This window comes from Streptococcus sp. Marseille-Q5986 (assembly GCF_946902915.1).
Lineage (GTDB): Bacteria > Bacillota > Bacilli > Lactobacillales > Streptococcaceae > Streptococcus.
In genome coordinates, this window is record NZ_CAMPPY010000001.1 from 580,061 (window position 1) to 604,196 (window position 24,136).

The window sequence follows — 24,136 nt, forward strand, 5'->3', positions numbered from 1 at the left end:
ATGCCGAACGGCACGTACGGTGGTGTGAGAGGGGCTAGAGATTATCCCCTACTCGATTGACCAGCGTAATATTTTTGGATACCTTTTACGATGCCTGCGACCAGTTTATCTTGGTAGTGGCCATCTCTGATTTGTTGGTTTTCGGAGAAATTATCCATATAACCAAGTTCTAGGAGAACGGCTGGTTTGGCTGTTTCTCGTAGTACGGCATAGCTGCTCTCCAACAGACCAGCATCCTTAGCTCCTGTTTCTGCTAGAAGAGAGGAGTGGATGGCAGCGGCGAGGCGTTTGCTTTCACTCATACGATCAGGGTGATTGTGCCAGTATTTATTAATCTTACTTGGATAATCAGGTTCATCGCTATAGGAGTAGGTTTGAATACCGCTCGCTTTTGAGTATGCGCTACCAGTTGCATTGAAGTGAATACTGATAAAGATGTCAGAGTTGGTTTTATTAACCATACGAGAACGTTCGGTAACAAAGTCAACGTCAATATCGCTATCACGAGAGGTGAGAACCTTGTAGCCCAGTTCCTCTAACTTAGCACGAAGTTTACGGTAAATCTGCATGTTGAGATCTTTTTCAGCGACATTGTAGTAAAAGGCACCCGAATCTCGACCACCATGCCCAGGATCTAGGAAGATGGTATTGCTGTATTGACCTTTTGTAAATCCACCTTCAGTTGAAAGTTCAGAAATCCATTGGCCGTATTTTTGGAATAAGTGTTCCTTGCCGTCTATCTTGTAAGTTCCTGAAACATAATGTCCACTATCATCTAAGTAGTAATAGGCTTTGTAAGAGTTGTCGTAAATCCACTCATTCTTGGCCATATAGCCACCAGACTTGAGATAGTAAGATCCAATCCATTCACGAGCTGCATAGGTTCCATTCGCTTTTAGATAGAACCAACTGTTGTAGGCCTTGTCAAAGATCCACTCTTTTTCTGCCATGGCTCCACTAGATTTAAGATAGTAGCTTCCTTTCCATTTATTGGAAAGCATGACTCCATTTTGTTCAAAGGCATACCAAGTTCCTTTTATTTTCTCCCACTTATCTTGGCTGTATTTCCCATATTCATTAGCATAATACCAATTTTCATTGATTCTCACCCAAGAGTTTTCCGCCATGGCCCCGCTACTGCCGAGCAGGTAAGCACCAACGGTCGTTTTGCTGAGCATCACGCCGTTTTTGTCAAAATAATACCATGAACCGTTGACTTTCTCCCATTTGTCTTGTGAGATTCTGCCAGATGGTGTGACATAATACCAATTTTGGTCAATCTTCACCCAGCCATTCTCAGCCATAGCCCCACTTTTGGTAAGGAGATAACCATCAACGATAGTCTGACTGAGCATGACACCATCTTTGTCAAAGTAGTACCAAACTCCTCCGATTTTTTTCCATGTTTGTTGGATGATTTTTCCAGCCTCACTGGCATAGTACCATTTACCCTCAAGAGCTACCCAGCCATTTTCTATCATGGCCCCGTCTTTACTGAGAATATAGCCATCAAAGATGGTATCACTGAGTCTGTTCCCATCGTTGTCAAAATAGTACCACTTATCTTGAATTTTTTTCCATTTGAGGACAGGTTGATTGTTTTCATAGAAACGCCAGTGTTTGTTTTCCTCCTGCCATCCTTCTCTTTTAGGGGTTTCTTCTTTTACCTTGTCTTTTGGAAGTGTTGTAGTCTCTTCTTCATTTTTAATTGAAAGATCTTTCTTATCTTCCTCAGAGTTGCTTTGTTCGGTGGTAGCAGGAGGATTAGCATTATTTTCTTCCGCATAGATAGGTGCCTGTGCCAATCCTGCTATTGAAAGGACAACAGCACTTGCCAATATAAACTTTTTCAACGATACTCTCCAATCATTTTTTCTAAGAAATATTATAAAATATACCTGATAGTTTTTCAACTATCAACTATCAAATTGAACTTCTTCTAGTAAATATTCGATAAAGCGTTCGCCTATCTTAGACAGGCTGGTTTTTTCATGCTGGATATAGACTAGTTCAATCGGATCGTCAATGTCCAGTGGGATAGAAACGATATTGTCTCCATTGAGGTTACTGTTCAAAATTCCTGTTGCGATCGTGTATCCGTCCAAACCAATCAAGAGATTGAAGAGAGTGGCACGGTCACTGACTACAATGGATTTCTTGTGGTGCTCTTGTGAAAGAATCTCCTCTGAAAAGTAGAAGGAGTTGTGCGTCCCCTGGTCATAACTCAGATAAGGGAAGTCTTCCAAATCAACCAGTTTGACCTTGTCTTTTTTAGCTAGAGGGTTGGTCTTGCTAACAAAGATATGGGGTTGAGCGGTAAAGAGGTGGTGCGCTAGCAGGTGATTGTCATCTAGCATTTTCGTTAAAACATCGCGGTTGTAGCTATTTAAAAATAGGACACCGACCTCGCTACGGAAGTTCTTGACGTCATCGATAATCTCCCAAGTCCGAGTTTCACGAAGGAAGAGTTCGTATTTTTCCATATCACTTTTCTTTAGCAAGGAGACAAAGGCATTGACTACAAAAGCATAGTGCTGAGAGGAGACGCTGAAAAGTTCGCGGTGGGCGACAGGATTTTTATAGCGTTCCTCCAGAAGCTGGGTCTGCTCGACAACCTGACGAGCGTAGGAGAGAAACTCCATACCATCACGGGTTAAGGTAATGCCCTTGGGATTGCGGATAAAGATTTCAATGCCCATTTCATTTTCCAAGTCTCGAACAGCATTAGAGAGACTGGGTTGGGTGATAAAGAGTTGCTTGGCTGCCTCATTCATAGAGCCAGTTTCGACGATTTTGATAATATAGTGTAGTTGTTGAATTCTCATGTTTTTATTGTACCACACTTGCGGAAGAATGGGCAATGAAGACGAAGAAAATAGGGGGAAAGAGGCGGTCCAGTATTGAAAAAAAGTCTAAAATTTGTTAGAATGAAAGCTATGAAAACATTCTATGATGTGCAGCAATTTCTCAAACAGTTTGGCATTATTGTTTACATGGGGAAGCGCTTGTATGATATTGAACTGATGAAGCTCGAACTCTCTCGGATCTACGATGCAGGTCTGATGGACAAGCTAGACTATCTAGAGGCGGAAGCTGTTCTTCGTAGAGAGCACAAGATAGAATTAGACTACATAGAGAAAAATGGAGATAAGAACTTATGACAATTTGGATTGTTTGGGGAATCGTATTGGCGATGGCGGCATGGATGGGGTATAACTACCTTCGTATTCGTCGTGCGGCTAAGATTGTGGATAATGCAGAATTTGAAGCCTTGATTCGGAAAGGGCAATTGATTGATGTCCGTGAACCAGCAGAATTTCACAGAAAACATATCCTCGGAGCTCGCAATATTCCTTCAAATCAGTTGAAGTCAAGCCTTGCAGCCCTTCGCAAGGATAAACCTGTCCTTCTCTACGAAAACCAACGCGGACAACGAGTGACCAATGCAGCACTATATCTGAAAAAACAAGGTTTCTCTGAGATTTATATCCTTTCTTATGGGTTGGATTCTTGGAACGGGAAGGTCAAGACTAGCTAACATTCTGTTAAAAACTGTCGAATGATAGATAAAGCTAGCATTTTATGGTGTCATCATTTATATTAATTTTAAGGAGATTTTGTAATATGAATTCACAACAAAAGAAAAAACCTTCACTTATTTTAGCTATCTTATCTATCGTCCTATCGTCCTTGGTTTGCTATCTCCAATAGTGGGTCTGATTTTGGGGATCATAGGATTGGTCTTGGCTTTTTCATACCAAAAAGAATCTGGACTAGATTATAAAACAGAAAAAATTCTCAATATCGTAGGACTTGTAGTTTCTGTTCTTAACTGGATTCTAGCAATCGCAATAGTTTTTAGATAAGCGAAAAAGAAAAAAGCTTTAAATTTAAAGCTTTTTTCTTTTATCCACTTTTCTCTAAATAGTTTTTAATGATTTCCAATTCCTCTGGATTCAAGGGACGGTATTGCCCTTCTGCAAGTTCTGAATCTAACGTAAAATCACCGAACTGAACTCGTTTGAGAGAGACCACCTTGACACCAACTGAGAGAAACATCTTCTTGACCTGATGAAATTTGCCTTCTGAGATGGTGATGGATGCACGGCTCTCTGTTAGACTTGAGGACAGAATTTCGAGCTGAGCAGGTTTACAAGTGGTTCCGTCTAAAAAGACGATTCCTTCCTTAAACTGCTGGATATGTTCTGGTGTGAGCAGTCCGTTGACCACCACTTGATAGGATTTATTGACATGGTACTGGGGATGAAGGAGCTGGAAGCCAAGAGGTCCATTGTCTGTCAAAAGGAGCAGTCCTGTCGTATCGCGGTCTAGCCTGCCGACAGCATAGAGCTGGTCAGACTGGAGTTTTGTTGGGAGTAGGTCCATGACGGTTGGAAGTTTCTTATCCTGACTGGCTGTCACCACTCCACCTGGTTTATGAAGCATGAGGTAGCTGTGCTTGTATCCTTGGATTTGCCGTCCTTGAAAGACTAATTTCTGCAATCCAGTGTCGACATTTTGAGTGAGGGAGTTGGCTGGACAATTGTCCACTAGGATTTCTTTTTTCAGAAGTGCCTGTTTCATAGCCTTGCGACTGATCTTTTCTTGGGCTAATAATCTATTTAAACGCATACTCTACCTATCTTATCATAAGTCGCCTTCTTTGAAAAGGCTGAACGTGAAAAGAAAAGCGGAGTGAAAACACTTACACTTGCTTGAATTATGTTATTTACTTGAAATTATGGTATAATCGTTCAGTTAGAAAATAAATTTTAAATATTAGAGGAAATCATGACAAAATTAAGAGAAGATATCCGTAACATTGCGATTATCGCCCACGTTGACCACGGTAAAACAACCCTCGTTGACGAATTATTGAAACAATCTGAAACTCTTGATGCACGTACTGAATTAGCAGAGCGCGCTATGGATTCGAATGATATCGAAAAAGAGCGTGGAATTACCATCCTTGCTAAAAATACAGCCGTTGCCTACAAGGGAACTCGTATCAATATCATGGACACACCAGGACACGCGGACTTCGGTGGGGAAGTTGAACGTATCATGAAAATGGTTGACGGGGTTGTTTTGGTCGTAGATGCCTACGAAGGAACCATGCCACAGACTCGTTTCGTATTGAAAAAAGCCTTGGAACAAGACCTTGTCCCAATCGTGGTTGTCAACAAAATCGATAAACCATCAGCTCGTCCAGCAGAAGTAGTGGACGAAGTATTGGAACTTTTCATCGAGCTTGGTGCAGATGACGACCAGCTTGACTTCCCAGTGGTATATGCTTCAGCGATCAACGGAACTTCTTCCTTGTCAGATGATCCAGCTGACCAAGAAGCTACTATGGCACCAATCTTTGATACGATTATCGACTACATCCCAGCTCCAGTAGACAACTCAGATGAGCCTTTGCAGTTCCAAGTGTCACTTTTGGACTACAATGACTTCGTGGGTCGTATCGGTATCGGTCGTGTCTTCCGTGGTAGTGTGAAAGTTGGAGACCAAGTTACCCTTTCTAAGCTAGATGGTACAACGAAGAACTTCCGTGTTACAAAACTCTTCGGTTTCTTTGGTTTGGAACGTCGTGAAATCCAAGAAGCTAAAGCAGGTGACTTGATTGCCGTTTCAGGTATGGAAGATATCTTTGTCGGTGAAACCATCACTCCGACTGATGCAGTTGAAGCTCTTCCAATCCTACACATCGATGAGCCAACTCTTCAAATGACTTTCTTGGTTAACAACTCACCATTTGCTGGTAAAGAAGGTAAATGGGTGACTTCTCGTAAGGTAGAAGAACGTTTGCGGGCAGAGTTGCAAACAGACGTTTCCCTTCGTGTTGACCCAACTGACTCACCAGATAAATGGACGGTTTCAGGACGTGGAGAATTGCACTTGTCAATCCTTATCGAAACAATGCGTCGTGAGGGATATGAACTTCAAGTATCTCGTCCAGAAGTTATCGTAAAAGAAATCGACGGTGTTAAATGTGAACCATTTGAACGTGTTCAAATCGACACTCCAGAAGAATACCAAGGATCTGTTATCCAAAGCCTTTCTGAACGTAAGGGTGAAATGTTGGATATGATTTCAACTGGTAACGGTCAAACTCGTTTGGTTTTCCTTGTTCCAGCGCGTGGTTTGATTGGATACTCAACTGAGTTCTTGTCAATGACTCGTGGTTACGGTATCATGAACCATACCTTCGACCAATACTTGCCATTGATTCCAGGGGAAATTGGTGGTCGTCACCGTGGTGCCCTTGTTTCCATCGATGCTGGTAAGGCTACAACTTACTCAATCATGTCTATCGAAGAACGTGGTACGATCTTTGTCAACCCAGGTACTGAGGTTTATGAAGGAATGATCATTGGTGAAAACTCTCGTGAAAACGACTTGACAGTTAACATCACGAAGGCCAAACAAATGACCAACGTCCGTTCAGCTACTAAGGACCAAACAGCGGTTATCAAGACACCTCGTATCTTGACACTTGAAGAGTCTCTTGAGTTCTTGAACGATGATGAGTACATGGAAGTAACGCCTGAGTCTATCCGTTTGCGTAAACAAATCCTTAACAAAGCAGAGCGTGAGAAAGCTAACAAGAAGAAAAAATCAGCTGAATAAGAGCTAGAAAGAGATAAAGATGGTTTATTTAATCATAGGAATCCTCTTGTTACTACTCTATGTATTTGCGACACCAGAAAGCATTAAAGGGACAGTCAATATCGTCCTTGTCGTCTTTGCTTTCGTAGCACTTTTGATTTTGCTCATGTTGTCTATCCTGCAAATCTTTCAGCTACCGACAGAATTCTTTATCGCAATCGCCATGCTCTTCCTAGCATACTTTAGCTTGCGAGATATTACCCTCATGTCGGTTAATAAAAGTAAAAGAAGATAAAAAGAGAGTTTTGGCTCTCTTTTTTTGGTAGGAATTTTACAAGATTTCAATTTATAGTGGATTGAAATAAAATGTGAACAAATCGATTAGCTGATTTCAATGAATTTCTAAAAATGAATTAGAAGCCATATTATACTATTCTAACTTTAATCCACTACATTTTTGAGTTATCACCATCTCTTTTGATTGAATAATATGAATGAGAAAAACTGGAATAAAATTCTTTTCCGACATCTATTTTATATTTGGTTAGTACTGGTTGCATATTATTTTGAAATAAAACTACTATATAATATTATTCATAGAGGTAATATAGTAAAATATCTAAAAAATTCGATTTTTTCCTTGACAACAAATAATAAAAATGATATTCTCATCATATAAGAAATCGGTTTCAAAAAAAGAGAGAGAGATTTATTTTGTTGCATTGCTGCTCAGGGTGTGCTTTTTTTGAAAGGAAAAATAAAATGAAAACGAAAAAACATAGATTACTTGCTCTAGCTCTTATTTCAAGCTTTACATTATTGGGAGCTGCATCAGCTGCTGTACAATATCCAGATGGAGGAGTATGGACGTATGGAGAAGGTTCAGGAGGTGGTTGGGCTTTTTCAAATTACTATCATGGTAAAAAATATCATTATTCATCCATCGTGAGCAGATGGGATGGTCATTCTGATAAAGGAGAAGCTCCTGCTGGAAAAACCTCCTACGCATGGATTTGGACTAAATGGGGAGAACAAGTAGCATTTTATTATGACTATGACTAATATTTAGTTTTCTTATATAATTCCCCTTGTAAGAAATTACAGGGGGAATTTTGTTTACAAGGAGTCTACTATGAAGAAACTATTCATATTATTATCAACTTTTTTTCTCAGCTTCTTCCTTGCTTGGATTATTGTCTTACGTGCGCCACAATATTTATATGTAAGCTATGATTCCGTCTCCTTACTTCGTGTCAAAAAGGATACTCAGGAACCGACGCGTGAGGTATTTGAACAGGAATTGGAGAATTTTGTAAACTCAGAACAGAGTTTAATAGCTAGAAGAATTGTAGAGCCGAGTAAGGATGGGACGACTCGCTTTACTTATGCAACTTATGGTCAGGGAACTTTACCAAAAGAATTCCAAGAAGCTAGCCAAGAAAGTCGTGAACGTAGTGATCCGCTAAATAGTTATCTCCTTTTGTCAGGCTCCTTGACGAAAGAAAAGCTTGCCGATAAATTAGGAGATTTGGGTTATAAAGCAATTGCTGACCGAAAGATACCGCCCTATTCTCTTGCTTTTCGAATATTACTAAATCCCCTTATTTTAATTAGTTTAGCAATATTTGGCTTATCTTTCTTTGCTTTAGTGATTATCACTCGGATTAAGGAAATGAGAGCTGCAGGTATAAAACTCTTTTCTGGTCAGACTCTCTTATCCATCATGGGGCATTCTTTATCGACTGATATCAAGTGGCTCCTTCTATCAGCCCTCCTTTCCTTCCTAGGTGGGGGAGTCGTTCTTTTTAGTCAAGGTTTGTTTTATCCTATCTTGTTAGCCACCTATGGTTTTGGGATTAGTTTCTATCTGTTGTTTTTATTGGCGATTTCAATTTTACTAATGCTCCTTTATCTAATGAGTTTGAGTTACAAAGCATTAGTTCCCGTTATTAAGGGGAGATTACCCCTTAAACGCCTGATGATTTTAACCCTATTGTGTCAGTTAGTAGCTGTCTTTACAGTAGGCTACGCTGTTAAGACAGGCTTGACGTCTTACCAACGATTGAAAGAACTTGAAATTTCAAAACAAGCATGGCAGGATAGAGTAGACTATTATCAAATTTCTTTTGGCTTAGGTGATAGAGGAAAAGATACAGAAAATCAGAATAAGTGGTATGCCTTTGCCAAGGAAGCAATCGAAGAAGAACAAGCCCTTTATGTAAAGGATAATCTGCTCCATTTTGCCAATCCACAAGGAAAAAATGAACAGGGAGAGACACTGGATACCTATAGTCCAGATGCTAATACGCTCTATGTTAGTCCCAGTTATTTGGACAAGGAAAAGGTCGTGGTAGATGCTGAGACCAAACAGAAGTTAGCCCATCTCCAAAAAGGTGAGTTTATCCTCTTGCTCCCAGAGCATTTGCGCTCTCGAGAAGCAGAACTTAAGAAAGTTTTTGAAGAAAGATTGAGTTATTATGGAAAATCTGGTGAGGAGGCAAGTGCTCCTTTAGAGTATGAAATGAGAGCGATTGTTAGTTATCTTCCAACTGGAGAAAAGCGATTTATTTATAATAACGGTGAAAGCCCAGTATCCATCCAGTACTTAACCGATCCGATTTTAGTTGTATTTACTCCAACATCTACAGGTGATAGTATCATTTCCAAATCTAGTTGGTCTATCAATGCTGGAAAACAACTCTTTATCAAAGGATATGAGAGTGGCCTAGAACTCTTAAAGAAAGCTGGAATTTATGAGCAAGTATCCTATCTTAAAGAAGGAAGAAGTGTTTATCTAACTCGTTATAATGAAGTTCAAACTGAAACAGCAACTTTAATCCTAGGAGCTATTGTGGGGATAGCTAGTTCCTTGTTACTCTTTTATTCTGTCAATCTTCTATATTTCGAGCAATTCCGCCGAGATATCTTGATTAAACGAATTTCAGGTTTACGATTTTTTGAAACACATGCTCAGTATATGGTTAGTCAATTTGCCAGTTTTGTATTTGGTGCTAGTCTTTTTATTTTAAGCAGTCGAGACTGGGTGATTGGCTTGCTCACTTTATTCGTCTTTCTAGCTAGTGCAGTTCTGACGCTTTACCGTCAAGCGCAGAAAGAATCTCGTGTTTCTATGACAATTATGAAAGGAAAATAGGATGATTGAACTAAAGAATATATCTAAAAAATTTGGAAGCCGTCAGCTATTTTCAGATACGAATCTTCATTTTGAAGGTGGGAAAATTTATGCCTTAATCGGTACAAGTGGCTGTGGTAAGACAACACTCTTGAATATGATTGGACGATTAGAGCCATATGACAAAGGACAAATCATCTATGATGGCACTTCTCTTAAGGACATCAGGCCTTCTGTTTTCTTTAGGGATTACTTGGGATACTTATTTCAAGATTTTGGCTTAATTGAAAGCCAAACAGTCAAAGAGAATCTCAATCTGGGTTTAGTTGGTAAAAAGTTGAAAGAAAAAGAGAAAATGTCTTTGATGAAACAAGCTCTAAACCGTGTCAACCTCTCTTATTTGGATTTAAAGCAACCTATATTTGAGTTATCAGGAGGAGAAGCACAACGTGTTGCACTAGCGAAGATAATATTAAAGGATCCGCCTTTGATTCTTGCAGATGAACCAACCGCTTCCTTAGACCCTAAAAACTCTGAGGAATTACTTTCCATCCTAGAATCTTTAAAAAATCCGAATCGAACCATTATTATTGCGACCCACAATCCTCTGATTTGGGAGCAAGTGGACCAAGTTATTCGAGTTACCGATTTATCACATAGATGATATGGCAAGATTCAGTTAGAAGAAAGAGTCACAAACACACTTTGTGGCTTTTTTATTTCCATAAAAATGGTAAAATAGTAAGAGTAGAAATGGAGTTCGAGACATGAAAGTAATCGATCAATTTAAAAATAAGAAAGTCCTTGTTTTAGGTTTGGCCAAGTCTGGTGAATCTGCAGCTCGTTTGTTGGATAAGCTGGGTGCCATTGTGACAGTAAATGATGGGAAGCCTTTTGAGGACAATCCAGCTGCCCAAAGTTTGTTGGAAGAAGGGATCAAGGTTATCACAGGTGGCCATCCTTTGGAACTTTTGGATGAAGAGTTTGCCCTTATGGTGAAAAATCCAGGTATTCCCTACAGCAATTCCATGATTGAAAAGGCTTTGGCCAAGGGAATTCCAGTCTTGACTGAGGTGGAATTGGCTTACTTGATTTCAGAAGCACCGATTGTTGGTATCACTGGTTCAAATGGTAAAACAACTACAACGACCATGATTGGGGAAGTTTTGACAGCTGCTGGGCAACATGGTCTCCTATCAGGAAATATTGGCTATCCTGCCAGTCAAGTGGCTCAAACTGCGTCAGACAAGGACACGCTTGTCATGGAACTTTCTTCTTTCCAGCTGATGGGTGTTCAAGAATTCCATCCTGAGATTGCGGTTATTACCAACCTCATGCCAACTCATATCGACTACCATGGTTCTTTTGAGGCCTATGTAGCAGCTAAGTGGAATATCCAAAATAATATGACAGCAGCTGATTTCCTTGTCTTGAACTTTAACCAAGACTTGGCAAAAGAATTGGCTAGCAAAACACAGGCTGCTGTTGTACCATTTTCAACATTGGAAAAGGTTGATGGAGCTTATCTGGAAGATGGTCAACTCTACTTCCGTGGGGAAGTGGTCATGGCAGCTAGTGAAATCGGAGTTCCAGGTAGCCACAATGTAGAAAATGCCCTTGTGACTATTGCTGTGGCCAAGCTCCGTGGTGTGGATAACCAAACCATCAAGGAAACTCTTTCAGCCTTTGGTGGTGTCAAACACCGTCTCCAGTTTGTGGATGAAATCAAGGGGGTCAAATTCTATAACGATAGCAAGTCAACCAATATCTTGGCTACTCAAAAAGCCTTATCAGGATTTGACAACAGCAAGGTCATCTTAATTGCAGGTGGTTTGGACCGTGGGAATGAGTTTGACGAATTGGTACCAGATATCACAGGGCTCAAGAAGATGGTTATCCTTGGTCAATCTGCTGAGCGTGTCAAACGGGCAGCGGATAAGGCTGGTGTGGCTTATGTGGATGCCACTGATATTGCAGATGCGACCCGCAAGGCCTATGAGCTTGCGACTCAAGGAGATGTAGTCCTTCTCAGTCCTGCAAATGCTAGCTGGGATATGTATGCTAACTTTGAAGTACGTGGCGACCTCTTTATCGACACAGTAGCGGAGTTAAAGGAATAATATGAAAAAAATTGTCTTTACAGGTGGGGGGACGGTTGGACACGTCACCCTCAACCTTTTGTTAATGCCCAAGTTCATCGAAGATGGCTGGGAAGTTCACTACATTGGTGATAAACACGGAATCGAACACCAAGAAATCCTCAAATCAGGCTTGAATGTTACCTTCCACTCCATTGCGACTGGGAAGTTGCGCCGCTATTTCTCTTGGCAAAATATGTTGGACGTGTTTAAAGTTGGCTGGGGAATCGTCCAATCCCTCTTTATCATGTTACGACTGCGTCCACAGGCCCTTTTTTCAAAGGGGGGCTTTGTCTCTGTGCCGCCGGTTATAGCAGCGCGAGTGTCAGGAGTGCCTGTCTTTATTCATGAATCTGACTTGTCTATGGGCTTGGCCAATAAAATTGCCTATAAATTTGCGACGAAGATGTATTCAACCTTTGAGCAAACTTCAAGTTTGTCTAAGGTTGAGCATGTGGGAGCAGTGACCAAGGTTTCAGATCAAAAAACTCCTGAACCAGATGAATTGGTGGATATTCAAACCCACTTCAATCCTAAATTGCCAACGGTATTGTTTATCGGTGGTTCTGCAGGAGCTCGTGTATTTAACCAATTGGTGGCAGATCATAAGCAAGAACTGACCGAACGCTACAATATTATCAATTTAACTGGAGATTCAAGCCTCAATGAGTTGAGTCAAAATCTCTTTCGTGTTGATTATGTGACGGATCTCTATCAACCTTTGATGGAGATGGCAGATGTGGTGGTGACGCGTGGTGGTGCCAATACGATTTTCGAGCTCTTAGCCATGGCGAAACTCCATCTCATTGTACCATTGGGTCGTGAAGCAAGTCGAGGAGACCAGATTGAGAATGCAGCCTACTTTGTTAAGAAAGGCTACGCGGAAGAACTTCAAGAAAGCGACTTGACCTTGAAAAGCTTGGAGGCGAAACTCAGTCACTTGCTTAGTCACAAGGATCAGTACCAAGCTAACATGAAGGTATCAACTGAATTGAAATCTCTTGCGGATTTTTACGATCTACTAAGAAAAGACCTATCATAAGGAATATCAATGTCAAAGGATAAGAACAAAGAATCAAACCAGAAGCAAGAATTGTCTGAATGGCAGAAACGAAACCAGGAATACCTGAAAAAAAAGGCTGAGGAAGAAGCTGCCCTAGCTGAGGAGAAGGAAAAGGAAAAACAAGCTCGAATGGGGAACAACTCTAAGTCGTTAGAGGAAAGTAAGAAGTTATCAAGTGATTCCGATCAGAACGAAACTGTTCCAGACGAAGAATCATTCGAAAAAGAAGAAAAATCTCAAAAGGATGACCGGAAAGTCAAAGAAGAAAAAGAGAAGAAGAAAAAAGAAAAACCAGAGAAACCTGCCAAGCCTAAAATTACACCTGTTCATATTTGGCGAGCTGTGAGCATCTTAGTACCCAGTGTCCTGGTCCTCCTTCTTTCAGTCTATCTGTTGACTCCGCTGTCGACCATCAAAAATATCGAGGTTAAGGGGAATAGTAACACCCAGGCGGATGACATCAAACAGGCTTCTGGAATTCAAGATAGTGACTATACCTTAGCCCTATTGTTGGATAAGGAAACATACGCTGAGCGAATCAAGTCCAACCATTGGATAGAATCAGCGAAGATTGACTATCAATTTCCGACTAACTTTACGATTGAGGTTAAGGAGTTTGATATTGTCGGCTATTATGTGTCTGGTGAAGAATATTATCCAATTCTTTCTAGCGGTAGGGGTGAGTCAACTCCTGTAAATCGCTTAAACTTGCCCGAGACTTATCTGACAGTTACCTTTAATGACGAGCAACAGGTGAAAGAACTGATCACAGGATTGTCTACCATCAGTGAGGATATCAAGAGTCAAATCCAGAAAATCGAATTAACGCCAAGCAAGGCAACAGCAGATCTTTTAAAAATTACTATGCTGGACACAGATGAGATTTTGGTTCCCTTGTCAGAATTGAGCAAGAAATTGCCTTATTACAGCAAGATCAAACCACAATTGACCGAACCGAGTGTAGTCGATATGGAGGCTGGGGCATACAGCTATACCATAGCGGATAAGCTGATAGAAGAAGCAGAAGAAAAAGCCAAGCAAGAGGCCAAGGAAGCTGAGAAGAAAAAACAGGAAGAAGAAAAGAAAAAACAAGAAGAACAGGGAAGTCAAAGCCAAACGAGCCAGCAATCACAGAGTCGTTAGACTAACTTTTCCTCTTGATTTTGAATGGTATAGAAGTCCAGTTTCGAGTTTTTGCTTGACAAGTTCTACTATAAATAATAGAATAATAGAAAACCTTTAAAGCAGTCCAGAGAGGCAGCTAAGGTTAGACGGTGAAAGGGTGGAGACTACCCATTTTTCGTGGAACCTTGCTGTTGGCAGGTTCCTTTTTTCGTGGTTTGTTTTTGACCATCCTCTCTTGCTCGCAAAGGTAAAAGGAGAAAAGTATGCGTGAACATCGTCCAGTTATTGCTCTTGATTTTCCTAGTTTTGAGGCGGTCAAGGAATTTTTATCTCTTTTCCCAGCAGAAGAAAGTCTTTATCTAAAAGTGGGGATGGAGCTTTATTATGCGGAAGGGCCGGAAGTTGTCCGTTATTTGAAGTCATTGGGGCATAGTGTCTTTCTGGACCTCAAGCTACATGACATTCCCAATACAGTCAAATCTGCCATGAAGGTCTTGTCTCGGCTTGGTGTGGACATGACCAATGTTCATGCTGCTGGTGGTGTGGAGATGATGAAGGCTGCGCGTGAAGGTCTGGGGACACAAGCCAAATTGATCGCTGTGACCCAGCTTACATCGACGTCGGAAAGCCAGATGCAAGATTTTCAAAATATCCAAACCAGCCTGCAAGAGTCTGTGATTCACTATGCCAAGAAGACAGCTGAAGCGGGCTTGGATGGTGTCGTTTGCTCGGCTCAGGAAGTACAACTCATCAAGCAGACCACCAATCCAGATTTTATCTGTCTGACACCAGGAATTCGTCTGGCGGGAGCTGCGGTAGGAGACCAAAAACGTGTCATGACACCTGCTGACGCTTATCAAATCGGTAGTGACTATATCGTAGTAGGACGTCCCATTACCCAAGCTGAGGATCCTGTTGCAGCTTATCATGCTATTAAGGATGAATGGAACCAAGACTGAAATTAAAGAAATAGATTATAAAAATAAAAGGAGAATACTATGACACTTGCTAAAGATATCGCTAGCCACCTCTTGAAAATCCAAGCCGTTTACCTCAAACCAGAGGAACCTTTCACTTGGGCATCTGGTATCAAATCGCCGATTTATACTGACAACCGTGTGACGCTTGCCTATCCAGAGACTCGTACCCTAATTGAAAATGGTTTTGTGGAAGCTATTAAAGCAGAATTTCCAGAAGTAGAAGTGATTGCAGGAGCTGCAACAGCAGGGATTCCTCACGGAGCTATTATCGCTGACAAGATGAACTTGCCATTTGCTTATATCCGCAGCAAACCAAAAGACCACGGAGCAGGCAACCAAATCGAAGGTCGTGTAGCTCAGGGGCAAAAGATGGTTGTTGTTGAAGACCTCATTTCAACGGGTGGTTCAGTTCTTGAAGCCGTAGCAGCCGCTAAACGCGAAGGAGCAGATGTGCTTGGAGTTGTAGCGATTTTCAGTTATCAATTGCCAAAAGCTGATAAGAATTTTGCGGATGCTGATGTGAAATTGGTGACACTTTCAAATTACAGCGAACTCATCCACCTAGCCCAAGAAGAAGGTTACATCACACCAGAAGGACTCGCTCTCCTAAAACGCTTTAAAGAAGATCAAGAAAATTGGCTGGAAGGCTAAGTTAGTAAGATAAAGAGAGACGAGGGTGCCGAGTCTCTTTTTATAAGCTTTTATGAATATGATACGGTCTTATAAAAGTAATTGACAACGCTTTCTTTTTTAGTTATAATGAAAACATAATATGTATCAAATTGATCAATCAACTATCTTGTTTATCACTTCTTAGGAGGACGATGTCATGAAAAGAAGAAAAATATATTCCCTTTTTTGCGTAGTTACAATTGCATCTAGTTTGTTTCTCCCTACAGTTTTAGCTAGACAGATTGGAGATTATGATTTAACGTTGCCGCGCTGGGGTTCGGATACAACTAGTGAGCTTGAGAAAGAAAACGCCTCTGCTGGAATTAATAATAATGACAGCACTGGTGGCGGTAAAACGTTAAATACCTCTATTCGTAGCGCCTATAGTGGGGCAGATATCACTCCAGTATATCAATTGAGCTCTGGCTCTAGGATTGTCATGTACTATAATGGAGGTGGTGATAATTATATTGGTTCTGGTACTAGATTAGCTATGGCGCCACAGTTTGGAAATCATGTAAGAATTCATACTTCAGGTTCTTGGAGTCCAGATTCTTATTAACTTACTTGTCAGAGTAAGCCTTAAAGATGGTTGATTGTGGGTGTAGCATGAAAAAAGAATGCTACACCCTATTTTTATTATAAGGAGGAGTAAGGATGGAATTTTTCATTTGTAATCTTGTACGAGTCGTTCAATCACCTCGATTTTATATGTCTTTATTTTTGACCCTTCTTTGCATGTTTTTAGGAAATCTTCTTGCTTTCAATGGTATTTATAAAATTGAAGGTTTATCGATTTTTTTTGCTGCCTCTTCTATTCGAGGATTTTCACCGATTAGTCTAGTAGCTGCACTTATCTGTACACTGCCTTATTCTAGTCAGATAATAGAGGATGCTGAGAGTCATTTTCTAACAGCACAATTGTGCCGAATTTCTAAAAAGAGGTATCTAGCTATTGTGAGTAGTACTGCAATTATTTCTTCTTTTCTAGTCTTTTTTCTCCCCTATTTATTATTATTAGGAATTAATCTTTTAGTGACTCCTTATCAGGAAATTTATATTGGAGATTATAGTGGTGCCTTAAAAGAATTATTTGATTCCAATCAGTTGCTCTATAGTCTTGTGACGACTCTCTGGTATGGAGTTTGGGGAGCTGTGTTCTCTATTTTTGGACTAGCTAGTGCTTTGCTAGTGAAGAAAAAATTAGGAGCTATTTTCATCCCAATTGCCTATATGATGGTTGGGGGTATTTTATGGGCTATTTTAGGGCTATCTTACTTAGAACCTGTGACAACGTTAGCTTTGGGATACCAGAAAGATATCAGTCTTTCCTTAGTTAGTGGGCATCTTGCTTTTATTTTATTTGTTAGTTGTTTGGTTGTTTATGGTACATTTTTTCTACATTCAGAGGACTATGTATAATGAAACAATTTGTTCAATTTTATAAAAAAGATTTCTTAGGAGTATTGGTTTATTTTATATTACTGCTATCCTGTGTTTTATCTAGCACAGTATATTTATTGCGCTGTCGCCAATATTCAATCCATCCAAATGTATTAGAATGGATCTTAGTCTTACTTCAAGATATGACAACTGGAGTATATTGCTTTCCGTTCATATATATATTGTTCTTTTTTTATTTGATGAATAACTATTTTAATAGGTTGGAGTGTCGCATTCGTCTGAAATCAATTAAGCACTTTACCAGTTTTAGTTTCAAATTAGCAGCTCTTAGTACGGGGATTTGGACGGCGACTTTATTTTTATTGATTTTTCTAATTGCATTTAGTAATGGTTTTAGCTTCTCTTTGGAGATAAAGGAGGTTGATTTTTTAAGAGAATTTTATGGTATAAGTATTGCAAACAATGCTAGTTTCTTTATAGGATTTTTTTCTCTTATATAGCATACTATTTCTTTCTATCCTTACTTACTATTAGCAGTTTTTCTTGGTTTAAAAAATCAAACATGAGCTTAGTATTTCTGTTTACTTTTTTATTTGTAGAATCCTTATTCTGGATTTATCAGTTGAACAATGGGATAATTGGATTATTGCCAATTTTTCAGTATATGGTAAATTCCAATCCGTATGCATTGATTTATTGGCTTACATTACTATCTATCATAATTCCATTGACTGTATTTTCTGTTCATAGAAACTGGAGGAGAGTGTAAAAGTTGGAAATGGGAAAGTTAAGTAGTCACATGTGGAGGTTGAATCAGATAATCTATACCAAGTACTTTTGGGGTTATGTTCTTTTTTGGATATTGATTTGTTTAGGATTATGGTATTGGTTAGAAGGAAATGATAGACTTGTTATAGAAATTTTAAAAGGGCCTAATCTGAGTCAAAACTCTTTTTTAGTCTTATCTATATGGTTGCTTCATTGGTTTATTATTCATACATTTTTTCTAGCAGTTGTATATCGTAGAAGAGCATCCGATTTCTTTATGGAAGTGATTCGATTTTCTTCTATTAAGCTCTGGATTAGGTATCAGATTTGGACCTGTTTTCTTTATGGACTCATTTTAATCATGGTAAAAGTTCTAGTGATTCAATTTATGTTACAGTTACCAAACTGGGATATAGGAGTTTTGTTTATAGTTGATTCTTTGAATGCTTGTGTGTTAGTCTTGTTTTGCTTTATGTTATACGCACTAGGAGCGAATGTACAAATGAACTTTGCTTGCGTTAGTTTCTTTTTACTCATGATTGTGTTTGGTGGTCTATTTGTAGGAAATCGAACTAATTATCTATTTTATATTTTGAATCGAGGGAATGGGGATGTAGGAGGAGATTTGTTTCTTCAGTTGCTATTTTTAGTCTTTCTTTTTCAAAGCATTTTCTATTTCACTCGTCAAAAGAGGAGGTTTATAGAATGAATGAAATAATTATATTAAAAAATATTGAGTTGAAATTAAAAAAGACATGTGTTTTTCAAAACCTTAACTTTAGTTGTAAACCAGGGGAAATCATAGGAATCACTGGTGCGAATGGCTCAGGGAAAAGTGTCTTGTTTAAATTAATAGCTGGTTTATATAGTCCGTCTTATGGAGAAGTGTTAATCAATGGGGAAAATATTGTTACTGAGAGAAAAATTCCAGCTAATTTGGGAGCTTTGATTGAAGAACCTGGTTTTATAAATTATTATAGTGGCTTTAAGAATTTACAATATTTAGCAAGCATACGAGGAGTAGTTGGTAATCAGGAAATTAATGATACACTGAAAATAGTTGGTCTATATGAGCAAAAAGACCAGAAAGTTAAAACTTATTCGCTGGGTATGAGGAAAAAGCTAGGGATTGCTCAAGCAATTATGGAGAATCCCTCTATTCTTTTACTAGATGAGCCTATGAATGCCTTGGATAAATCTAGTGTAGAAAATATGAGAGTATTGTTTAGAAAACTCTCTAGTGAAAAAGGAACAACAATTTTGATTGCTAGTCATAGTGAAGAAGATATTCGTATCTTATGTGATAAAGTATATGCAATAGAAGATAAAGTATGCACACTGTGTCCATATTGATCATCTTAGATAGACTCAGGATGTTATAGAAAAACTCTTAAAAAGGGATTGGAGCTTAAAATCCAGTTCCCTTTTAAGAGTTAATAATTAGTCAACTTTTCCGTCTTCAACAACTAGGTCATCTGCTTTAGCAGCATCACTGTAGGTTGGGTGAAGTGTTTTTTCATAGGCTTTGTGGAAGAAGTTTTCCTTGCCTAATTTTTCAATATCTTTATTGATGAAGTCTAGCAATTCTTGGTTTCCTTTTTGAACTGCTGCTGCGATGGTATCTGGATCACCGAGGGAAGTAATTCCGACTTCAAATCCTTTGTTTTCAAGCGCCCAAGCTAGGTGTTTTTTATTACCGTGATAAGGATTTTTTATCATAGAAATAAAATTTTTAAAATTTCCAAACAAAGTATTTGAAAAGTTTCGAAAAAAGAGTTAAGATATTTTTGTAAGAAAAAAGTAAACGCTTACTTATTAAGGAGGACATTTTATGTCATACAAAACAAGCAATGCAGAAGGCCATGTAGATTTCATCAATACCTATGATTTGGAGCCCATGGCGCAACAAGTTATTCCTAAAGCAGCCTTTGGCTATATAGCTAGTGGATCGGAAGATACTTTCACTTTACGCGAGAATATTCGTGCTTTTAACCACAAACTCATCGTTCCGCATACTCTTTGTGATGTTGAAAATCCAAGTACAGAGATTGAATTTGCAGGTGAAAAATTGTCTTCACCAATCATTATGGCGCCTGTTGCAGCTAATAAATTGGCAAATGAACAAGGTGAAGTAGCTACTGCGCGTGGTGTGCATGAGTTTGGTTCTCTCTATACAACCAGCTCTTACTCTACTGTCGACCTTCCAGAAATTACGGAAGCCCTTCAAGGGACACCTCATTGGTTCCAATTTTACTTTAGTAAAGATGATGGTATTAACCGCCACATCATGGACCGTGTGAAGGCTGAAGGTTATAAGGCGATTGTCTTGACTGCAGATGCTACTGTAGGGGGTAATCGTGAGGTGGATAAGCGTAATGGTTTTGTCTTCCCAGTTGGCATGCCGATTGTTGAAGAATACCTGCCAGAAGGTGCTGGAAAATCAATGGATTTTGTTTACAAATCAGCTAAACAACGCTTGTCTCCACGTGATGTAGAATTTATCGCTGAATACTCAGGACTTCCTGTGTATGTTAAGGGACCACAATGCCGTGAGGACGTTGAACGTTCGCTTGCTGCAGGAGCTTCTGGTATCTGGGTAACCAACCACGGTGGCCGCCAAATCGACGGTGGACCAGCTGCCTTTGACTCACTTCAAGAAGTAGCAGAAGCAGTTGACAAACGTGTGCCAATTGTCTTTGACTCAGGTATTCGTCGCGGTCAACACGTCTTTAAAGCCTTGGCTTCAGGAGCAGACTTGGTAGCTATTGGTCGCCCTGTTATCTATGGCTTGGCTCTTGGAGGTAGTGTCGGTGTACGTCAAGTCTTTGAACACTTGAATGCTGAATTGAAGACAGTCATGCAATTGTCTGGAACTCAGACTATTGAAGACGTCAAGCATTTCAAACTCCGTCACAACCCATACAACCCAACCTTCCCAGTTGACCCTCGTGATTTGAAATTGTATTGATAAAACAGATTGCCTCCACTGAATGTGGAGGTTTTTGCTTGTGTTTTAAACACTTTTGTCATGAAGATTAAAAAAAGAGAAAGATTTGATTTTTTATAATTGACAAATGTAGACTTTAAGGGTATACTGATAATTGTAATTGACAATTGTAGATTTTGGAGGTGTGCTGATGCAGATTTCAGATGCGGAATGGCAAGTCATGAAGATTATTTGGATGCAAGGAGAGCAGACCAGTACGGATTTGATCAGGGTTTTGGTGGAGCGGTTTGACTGGTCCAAGTCCACGGTTCAGACACTTTTGGCTCGTTTGGTTGAGAAAGGGGGTCTGACCAGGAAAAAAGAGGGTAAGTCCTTTGTTTATTCAGCACTTTTAACTATAGATCAAAGTCGGGATTTGCTTGTCCAAGATATCAAGGACAAGGTTTGTTCTCGTAGGATTAAGGACTTGTTGGCCGATTTGATTGCCGAATGTGATTTTACTCAGGCTGGCTTGGAAGACTTGGAAGCTGTGATTTCTAAGAAGAAATCAAGCACTGTAACAGAAGTAAGATGTAATTGTATGTAAAGGAGACGTCATGTTAAATAGTATTGTAACCATTATTTGTATTGCCCTTATTGTATTTATCGTGTTTTGGTTTTTCAAAAAGCCTGAAAAATCTGGACAGAAGGCCCAGCAAAAAAACGGCTATCAAGAGATTCGAGTGGAGGTTATGGGAGGCTATACGCCAGAGTTGATTATCCTCAAGAAATCAGTGCCAGCCCGCATTGTCTTTGACCGTAAGGATCCTTCACCTTGCCTGGAACAGATTGTTTTTCCAGATTTTGGTGTGCATGCAGACCTGCCTATGGGTGAAGAGTATGTAGTGGAAATCACGCCTGAGCAGGTTGGGGAGTTTGTCTTTGCATGTGGTATGAACATGATGCACGGCAAGATGATTGTAGAGTAGGAGGAGATGATGACAGAAATTGTAAAAGTAAGCCTAGAAAATGGCATTCAAAAAATCCGTATCCGAGCTGAAAAAGGTTATCATCCAGCCCATATCCAGCTTCAAAAAGGGATTCCAGCTGAGATTACCTTTCATCGTGCCACTCCTTCAAACTGTTATAAGGAAATTCTTTTTGAAGAAGAAGGCATCTTAGAACCAATCGGTGTAGACGAGGAGAAGATAATTCGTTTTACACCTCAAGAATTAGGTCAACATGAATTTTCATGTGGCATGAAGATGCAAAAGGGAAGCTATACAGTCGTTGAGCAGACTCGAAAATCTCTATCTCTCCTGCAACGTTTTTGGATTACTAGTATCTTTACTGTGCCTCTTGCGATTCTCATGATTGGGATGTTGACAGGTAGCATTAGTCATCAAGTCATGCATTGGGGAACCTTTTTAGCAACAACGTCTATTATGTTAGTTGCAGGTAAGCCATATATCCAGAGTGCTTGGGCCAGTTTTAAAAAGCACAATGCCAACATGGATACCTTGGTGGCACTTGGAACTCTAGTGGCTTATTTCTATAGCCTAGTTGCTCTCTTTGCTGGTCTCCCTGTTTATTTTGAAAGTGCTGGATTTATCCTCTTTTTCGTTCTTTTGGGGGCGGTTTTTGAGGAGAAAATGCGCAAAAATACTTCCCAAGCTGTGGAGAAATTACTGGACTTACAAGCTAAAACCGCAGAAGTCTTGCGTGATGATCGCTATGTCCAAGTTCCTTTGGAGCAAGTCAAGGTAGGAGACTTGATTCGAGTGCGTCCCGGTGAAAAGATTGCTGTTGATGGTGTCGTAGTAGAAGGTGTCTCTAGTATTGACGAATCCATGGTGACAGGTGAGAGTCTGCCTGTGGACAAGACAGTTGGAGATACGGTCATTGGCTCCACCATCAATCATAGTGGAACCCTTGTCTTTAGAGCAGAAAAAGTTGGCTCAGAGACTGTTTTGGCACAGATTGTAGATTTTGTGAAGAAAGCTCAGACCAGTCGTGCACCGATTCAGGATTTGACAGATAAGATTTCAGGGATTTTTGTACCAGCTGTTGTCATTTTAGCGATTCTGACTTTTTGGGTTTGGTTTGTCTTGCTTGAGGCTAGCTTTATATCTTCTCTTCTCTATGGGGTGGCAGTGTTGATTATCGCTTGCCCTTGTGCCTTGGGACTTGCAACACCGACAGCCCTTATGGTGGGGACAGGACGCAGTGCCAAGATGGGAGTTCTCCTCAAAAATGGAACGGTTCTACAGGAAATCCAGAAAGTTCAAACTCTTGTCTTTGATAAAACAGGGACTTTAACGGAAGGGAAACCTGTGGTCACAGATATCATCGGCGACGAAGTAGAAGTGCTTGGATTGGCAGCCTCCTTGGAAGAAGCTTCTCAACACCCATTGGCTCAAGCTATTGTCAAGCGAGCGAGTGAAGCAGAACTTGAGCTTCATGCTGTAGAAAATTTCCAAGCCCTTCATGGAAAAGGTGTTTCAGGGCAAATCCATGGGAAACTAGTCTTACTTGGAAATGCTAAAATGCTAGATGGTATGGATATTTCAAGTAATTATCAAGATAAACTAGAAGAACTAGAAAAAGAAGCTAAGACAGTTGTGTTCTTGGCTGTTGACAATAAAATCAAAGGCTTGCTTGCTTTGCAAGATATTCCTAAGGAAAATGCTAAGCTTGCCATCAGTCAGTTGAAAAAACGAGGTCTTAAAACAGTTATGCTGACAGGAGATAATGCTGGCGTGGCGCGTGCCATTGCAGACCAGATTGGCATTGAAGAGGTCATTGCAGGCGTCCTACCAGAAGAAAAAGCGCATGAAATCCATCAACTGCAACAGGCTGGTAAAGTAGCCTTTATCGGAGATGGTATCAATGATGCGCCAGCTCTCAGTGTGGCGGATGTGGGGATTGCCATGGGTGCAGGAACCGATATTGCCATTGAGTCGGCAGGGATTGTTCTTACTCACAATGATTTGACAGGAGTTGTTCGTGCCTTTGATATGAGCAAGAAAACCTTCAATCGAATTCTTCTCAACCTCTTCTGGGCCTTTATCTACAATGTCATCGGAATTCCGATTGCAGCAGGAGTCTTTTCAGGAATTGGTCTCGTTCTCAATCCAGAACTGGCTGGTCTAGCTATGGCCTTTAGTTCTGTATCTGTTTTAACCAGTTCACTCATGCTAAACTTTAGTAAAATAGACTAAAAGCGAGCTTGCTCGCTTTTTATACTCTTCGAAAATCTCTTCAAACCACGTCAACTCTATCTGCAACCTCAAAACAGTATTTTGAGCAACCTGC

The 24,136-nt window shown here is 40.0% G+C and carries 23 protein-coding genes and 3 pseudogenes; 22 read left to right on the forward strand and 4 right to left on the reverse strand.

Annotated elements, in window-relative coordinates; translation table 11 throughout:
• Nucleotides 1-41 precede the first annotated feature (41 nt).
• The gene (locus OVN21_RS03065; protein ID WP_267247226.1) at nt 42-1,853 is read right to left on the reverse strand and encodes an N-acetylmuramoyl-L-alanine amidase; all 1,812 of its coding nucleotides are present in this window, start codon (nt 1,851-1,853) and stop codon (nt 42-44) included.
• Between the two features lie 63 nt (nt 1,854-1,916).
• Complete coding sequence (locus OVN21_RS03070) at nt 1,917-2,825, reverse strand: LysR family transcriptional regulator (protein WP_267247227.1); 909 nt, start codon at nt 2,823-2,825, stop codon at nt 1,917-1,919.
• A 102-nt stretch (nt 2,826-2,927) separates the two neighbouring features.
• On the opposite strand from OVN21_RS03070, the gene OVN21_RS03075 reads away from it, so the two are divergent.
• The 3 genes and pseudogenes from OVN21_RS03075 (at nt 2,928) to OVN21_RS03085 (ending at nt 3,866) form a co-directional block, all read left to right on the forward strand.
• Nucleotides 2,928-3,161, forward strand: a complete 234-nt coding sequence (locus OVN21_RS03075; RefSeq protein WP_000646473.1) for a YqgQ family protein — start codon at nt 2,928-2,930, stop codon at nt 3,159-3,161.
• Nucleotides 3,158-3,538, forward strand: coding sequence for a rhodanese-like domain-containing protein (locus OVN21_RS03080; RefSeq protein WP_000158121.1), 381 nt, complete (start codon nt 3,158-3,160; stop codon nt 3,536-3,538). Before OVN21_RS03075 ends, OVN21_RS03080 begins: the two co-directional genes overlap by 4 nt.
• 86 nt (nt 3,539-3,624) lie before the next feature.
• Nucleotides 3,625-3,866, forward strand: a pseudogene (locus tag OVN21_RS03085) (DUF4190 domain-containing protein).
• 40 nt (nt 3,867-3,906) lie between these two features.
• Here OVN21_RS03085 and OVN21_RS03090 read toward each other — a convergent pair.
• Nucleotides 3,907-4,632: a 16S rRNA pseudouridine(516) synthase gene (locus tag OVN21_RS03090; protein ID WP_267247228.1), complete on the reverse strand. Its 726-nt coding sequence runs from the start codon at nt 4,630-4,632 to the stop codon at nt 3,907-3,909.
• Between the two features lie 159 nt (nt 4,633-4,791).
• On the opposite strand from OVN21_RS03090, the gene typA reads away from it, so the two are divergent.
• The 15 genes and pseudogenes from typA (at nt 4,792) to OVN21_RS03165 (ending at nt 19,248) form a co-directional block, all read left to right on the forward strand.
• Complete coding sequence (typA, locus tag OVN21_RS03095) at nt 4,792-6,633, forward strand: translational GTPase TypA (protein ID WP_267247229.1); 1,842 nt, start codon at nt 4,792-4,794, stop codon at nt 6,631-6,633.
• A gap of 19 nt (nt 6,634-6,652) precedes the next feature.
• Entirely contained in the window at nt 6,653-6,907 is a 255-nt protein-coding gene (locus OVN21_RS03100) for a DUF3165 family protein (protein WP_267247230.1), read from the forward strand.
• A gap of 467 nt (nt 6,908-7,374) precedes the next feature.
• Nucleotides 7,375-7,674 carry a lactococcin 972 family bacteriocin gene (locus tag OVN21_RS03105; RefSeq protein WP_050235555.1) on the forward strand — a complete coding sequence of 100 codons (300 nt, stop codon included), beginning with the start codon at nt 7,375-7,377 and terminating at the stop codon, nt 7,672-7,674.
• A gap of 70 nt (nt 7,675-7,744) precedes the next feature.
• Nucleotides 7,745-9,766, forward strand: coding sequence for a bacteriocin-associated integral membrane family protein (locus OVN21_RS03110; protein WP_267247231.1), 2,022 nt, complete (start codon nt 7,745-7,747; stop codon nt 9,764-9,766).
• A 1-nt stretch (nt 9,767) separates the two neighbouring features.
• The gene (locus OVN21_RS03115) at nt 9,768-10,409 is read left to right on the forward strand and encodes an ABC transporter ATP-binding protein (protein ID WP_247953200.1); all 642 of its coding nucleotides are present in this window, start codon (nt 9,768-9,770) and stop codon (nt 10,407-10,409) included.
• Between the two features lie 103 nt (nt 10,410-10,512).
• Complete coding sequence (gene murD, locus OVN21_RS03120; RefSeq protein WP_267247232.1) at nt 10,513-11,865, forward strand: UDP-N-acetylmuramoyl-L-alanine--D-glutamate ligase; 1,353 nt, start codon at nt 10,513-10,515, stop codon at nt 11,863-11,865.
• Between the two features lies 1 nt (nt 11,866).
• Nucleotides 11,867-12,925 (forward strand): UDP-N-acetylglucosamine--N-acetylmuramyl-(pentapeptide) pyrophosphoryl-undecaprenol N-acetylglucosamine transferase, encoded by a 1,059-nt coding sequence (locus OVN21_RS03125; protein WP_267247233.1) that lies wholly within the window; start codon nt 11,867-11,869, stop codon nt 12,923-12,925.
• A 9-nt stretch (nt 12,926-12,934) separates the two neighbouring features.
• Nucleotides 12,935-14,089, forward strand: a complete 1,155-nt coding sequence (locus OVN21_RS03130; protein WP_267247234.1) for a cell division protein FtsQ/DivIB — start codon at nt 12,935-12,937, stop codon at nt 14,087-14,089.
• Between the two features lie 245 nt (nt 14,090-14,334).
• Nucleotides 14,335-15,030 (forward strand): orotidine-5'-phosphate decarboxylase, encoded by a 696-nt coding sequence (pyrF, locus tag OVN21_RS03135; RefSeq protein ID WP_267247235.1) that lies wholly within the window; start codon nt 14,335-14,337, stop codon nt 15,028-15,030.
• A 39-nt stretch (nt 15,031-15,069) separates the two neighbouring features.
• The gene (gene pyrE / locus OVN21_RS03140; RefSeq protein ID WP_267247236.1) at nt 15,070-15,702 is read left to right on the forward strand and encodes an orotate phosphoribosyltransferase; all 633 of its coding nucleotides are present in this window, start codon (nt 15,070-15,072) and stop codon (nt 15,700-15,702) included.
• A gap of 178 nt (nt 15,703-15,880) precedes the next feature.
• Nucleotides 15,881-16,285, forward strand: coding sequence for a hypothetical protein (locus tag OVN21_RS03145; protein WP_267247237.1), 405 nt, complete (start codon nt 15,881-15,883; stop codon nt 16,283-16,285).
• 95 nt (nt 16,286-16,380) lie between these two features.
• Nucleotides 16,381-17,145 carry a hypothetical protein gene (locus OVN21_RS03150; RefSeq protein ID WP_267247238.1) on the forward strand — a complete coding sequence of 255 codons (765 nt, stop codon included), beginning with the start codon at nt 16,381-16,383 and terminating at the stop codon, nt 17,143-17,145.
• A pseudogene (locus tag OVN21_RS03155) lies at nt 17,145-17,896 on the forward strand (hypothetical protein). Before OVN21_RS03150 ends, OVN21_RS03155 begins: the two are co-directional and overlap by 1 nt.
• Before the next feature lie 9 nt (nt 17,897-17,905).
• A complete protein-coding gene (locus tag OVN21_RS03160; protein WP_267247239.1) occupies nt 17,906-18,604 on the forward strand; it encodes a hypothetical protein in 699 nt (232 codons plus the stop codon).
• Nucleotides 18,601-19,248, forward strand: a complete 648-nt coding sequence (locus tag OVN21_RS03165; RefSeq protein ID WP_267247240.1) for an ABC transporter ATP-binding protein — start codon at nt 18,601-18,603, stop codon at nt 19,246-19,248. The genes OVN21_RS03160 and OVN21_RS03165 overlap by 4 nt, the downstream gene beginning before the upstream one ends.
• 87 nt (nt 19,249-19,335) lie before the next feature.
• Here OVN21_RS03165 and OVN21_RS03170 read toward each other — a convergent pair.
• A pseudogene (locus OVN21_RS03170) lies at nt 19,336-19,590 on the reverse strand (amino acid ABC transporter substrate-binding protein); the annotation flags it as partial.
• Between the two features lie 136 nt (nt 19,591-19,726).
• On the opposite strand from OVN21_RS03170, the gene lctO reads away from it, so the two are divergent.
• From lctO to OVN21_RS03190, 4 genes are all read left to right on the forward strand, one after another.
• On the forward strand, nt 19,727-20,863 hold the full coding sequence (lctO, locus tag OVN21_RS03175; RefSeq protein WP_267247241.1) for an L-lactate oxidase: 1,137 nt from the start codon (nt 19,727-19,729) through the stop codon (nt 20,861-20,863).
• Nucleotides 20,864-21,032: 169 nt separating this feature from the next.
• Nucleotides 21,033-21,428: a CopY/TcrY family copper transport repressor gene (locus OVN21_RS03180; RefSeq protein ID WP_267247242.1), complete on the forward strand. Its 396-nt coding sequence runs from the start codon at nt 21,033-21,035 to the stop codon at nt 21,426-21,428.
• Between the two features lie 10 nt (nt 21,429-21,438).
• Entirely contained in the window at nt 21,439-21,810 is a 372-nt protein-coding gene (locus OVN21_RS03185; RefSeq protein WP_267247243.1) for a cupredoxin domain-containing protein, read from the forward strand.
• A 9-nt stretch (nt 21,811-21,819) separates the two neighbouring features.
• Nucleotides 21,820-24,042, forward strand: a complete 2,223-nt coding sequence (locus OVN21_RS03190; protein WP_267247244.1) for a heavy metal translocating P-type ATPase — start codon at nt 21,820-21,822, stop codon at nt 24,040-24,042.
• Nucleotides 24,043-24,136 lie beyond the last annotated feature (94 nt).

What these genes read in the sequence shown, in the direction of transcription:
- OVN21_RS03070 (WP_267247227.1), bottom strand. Translation starts at nt 2,825, where the DNA reads ATGAGAATTCAACAACTACACTATATTATCAAAATCGTCGAAACTGGC.
- OVN21_RS03075 (WP_000646473.1), top strand. Translation starts at nt 2,928, where the DNA reads ATGAAAGCTATGAAAACATTCTATGATGTGCAGCAATTTCTCAAACAG.
- OVN21_RS03080 (WP_000158121.1), top strand. Translation starts at nt 3,158, where the DNA reads ATGACAATTTGGATTGTTTGGGGAATCGTATTGGCGATGGCGGCATGG.
- OVN21_RS03090 (WP_267247228.1), bottom strand. Translation starts at nt 4,632, where the DNA reads ATGCGTTTAAATAGATTATTAGCCCAAGAAAAGATCAGTCGCAAGGCT.
- typA (WP_267247229.1), top strand. Translation starts at nt 4,792, where the DNA reads ATGACAAAATTAAGAGAAGATATCCGTAACATTGCGATTATCGCCCAC.
- OVN21_RS03100 (WP_267247230.1), top strand. Translation starts at nt 6,653, where the DNA reads ATGGTTTATTTAATCATAGGAATCCTCTTGTTACTACTCTATGTATTT.
- OVN21_RS03105 (WP_050235555.1), top strand. Translation starts at nt 7,375, where the DNA reads ATGAAAACGAAAAAACATAGATTACTTGCTCTAGCTCTTATTTCAAGC.
- OVN21_RS03110 (WP_267247231.1), top strand. Translation starts at nt 7,745, where the DNA reads ATGAAGAAACTATTCATATTATTATCAACTTTTTTTCTCAGCTTCTTC.
- OVN21_RS03115 (WP_247953200.1), top strand. Translation starts at nt 9,768, where the DNA reads ATGATTGAACTAAAGAATATATCTAAAAAATTTGGAAGCCGTCAGCTA.
- murD (WP_267247232.1), top strand. Translation starts at nt 10,513, where the DNA reads ATGAAAGTAATCGATCAATTTAAAAATAAGAAAGTCCTTGTTTTAGGT.
- OVN21_RS03125 (WP_267247233.1), top strand. Translation starts at nt 11,867, where the DNA reads ATGAAAAAAATTGTCTTTACAGGTGGGGGGACGGTTGGACACGTCACC.
- OVN21_RS03130 (WP_267247234.1), top strand. Translation starts at nt 12,935, where the DNA reads ATGTCAAAGGATAAGAACAAAGAATCAAACCAGAAGCAAGAATTGTCT.
- pyrF (WP_267247235.1), top strand. Translation starts at nt 14,335, where the DNA reads ATGCGTGAACATCGTCCAGTTATTGCTCTTGATTTTCCTAGTTTTGAG.
- pyrE (WP_267247236.1), top strand. Translation starts at nt 15,070, where the DNA reads ATGACACTTGCTAAAGATATCGCTAGCCACCTCTTGAAAATCCAAGCC.
- OVN21_RS03145 (WP_267247237.1), top strand. Translation starts at nt 15,881, where the DNA reads ATGAAAAGAAGAAAAATATATTCCCTTTTTTGCGTAGTTACAATTGCA.
- OVN21_RS03150 (WP_267247238.1), top strand. Translation starts at nt 16,381, where the DNA reads ATGGAATTTTTCATTTGTAATCTTGTACGAGTCGTTCAATCACCTCGA.
- OVN21_RS03160 (WP_267247239.1), top strand. Translation starts at nt 17,906, where the DNA reads ATGGGAAAGTTAAGTAGTCACATGTGGAGGTTGAATCAGATAATCTAT.
- OVN21_RS03165 (WP_267247240.1), top strand. Translation starts at nt 18,601, where the DNA reads ATGAATGAAATAATTATATTAAAAAATATTGAGTTGAAATTAAAAAAG.
- lctO (WP_267247241.1), top strand. Translation starts at nt 19,727, where the DNA reads ATGTCATACAAAACAAGCAATGCAGAAGGCCATGTAGATTTCATCAAT.
- OVN21_RS03180 (WP_267247242.1), top strand. Translation starts at nt 21,033, where the DNA reads ATGCAGATTTCAGATGCGGAATGGCAAGTCATGAAGATTATTTGGATG.
- OVN21_RS03185 (WP_267247243.1), top strand. Translation starts at nt 21,439, where the DNA reads ATGTTAAATAGTATTGTAACCATTATTTGTATTGCCCTTATTGTATTT.
- OVN21_RS03190 (WP_267247244.1), top strand. Translation starts at nt 21,820, where the DNA reads ATGACAGAAATTGTAAAAGTAAGCCTAGAAAATGGCATTCAAAAAATC.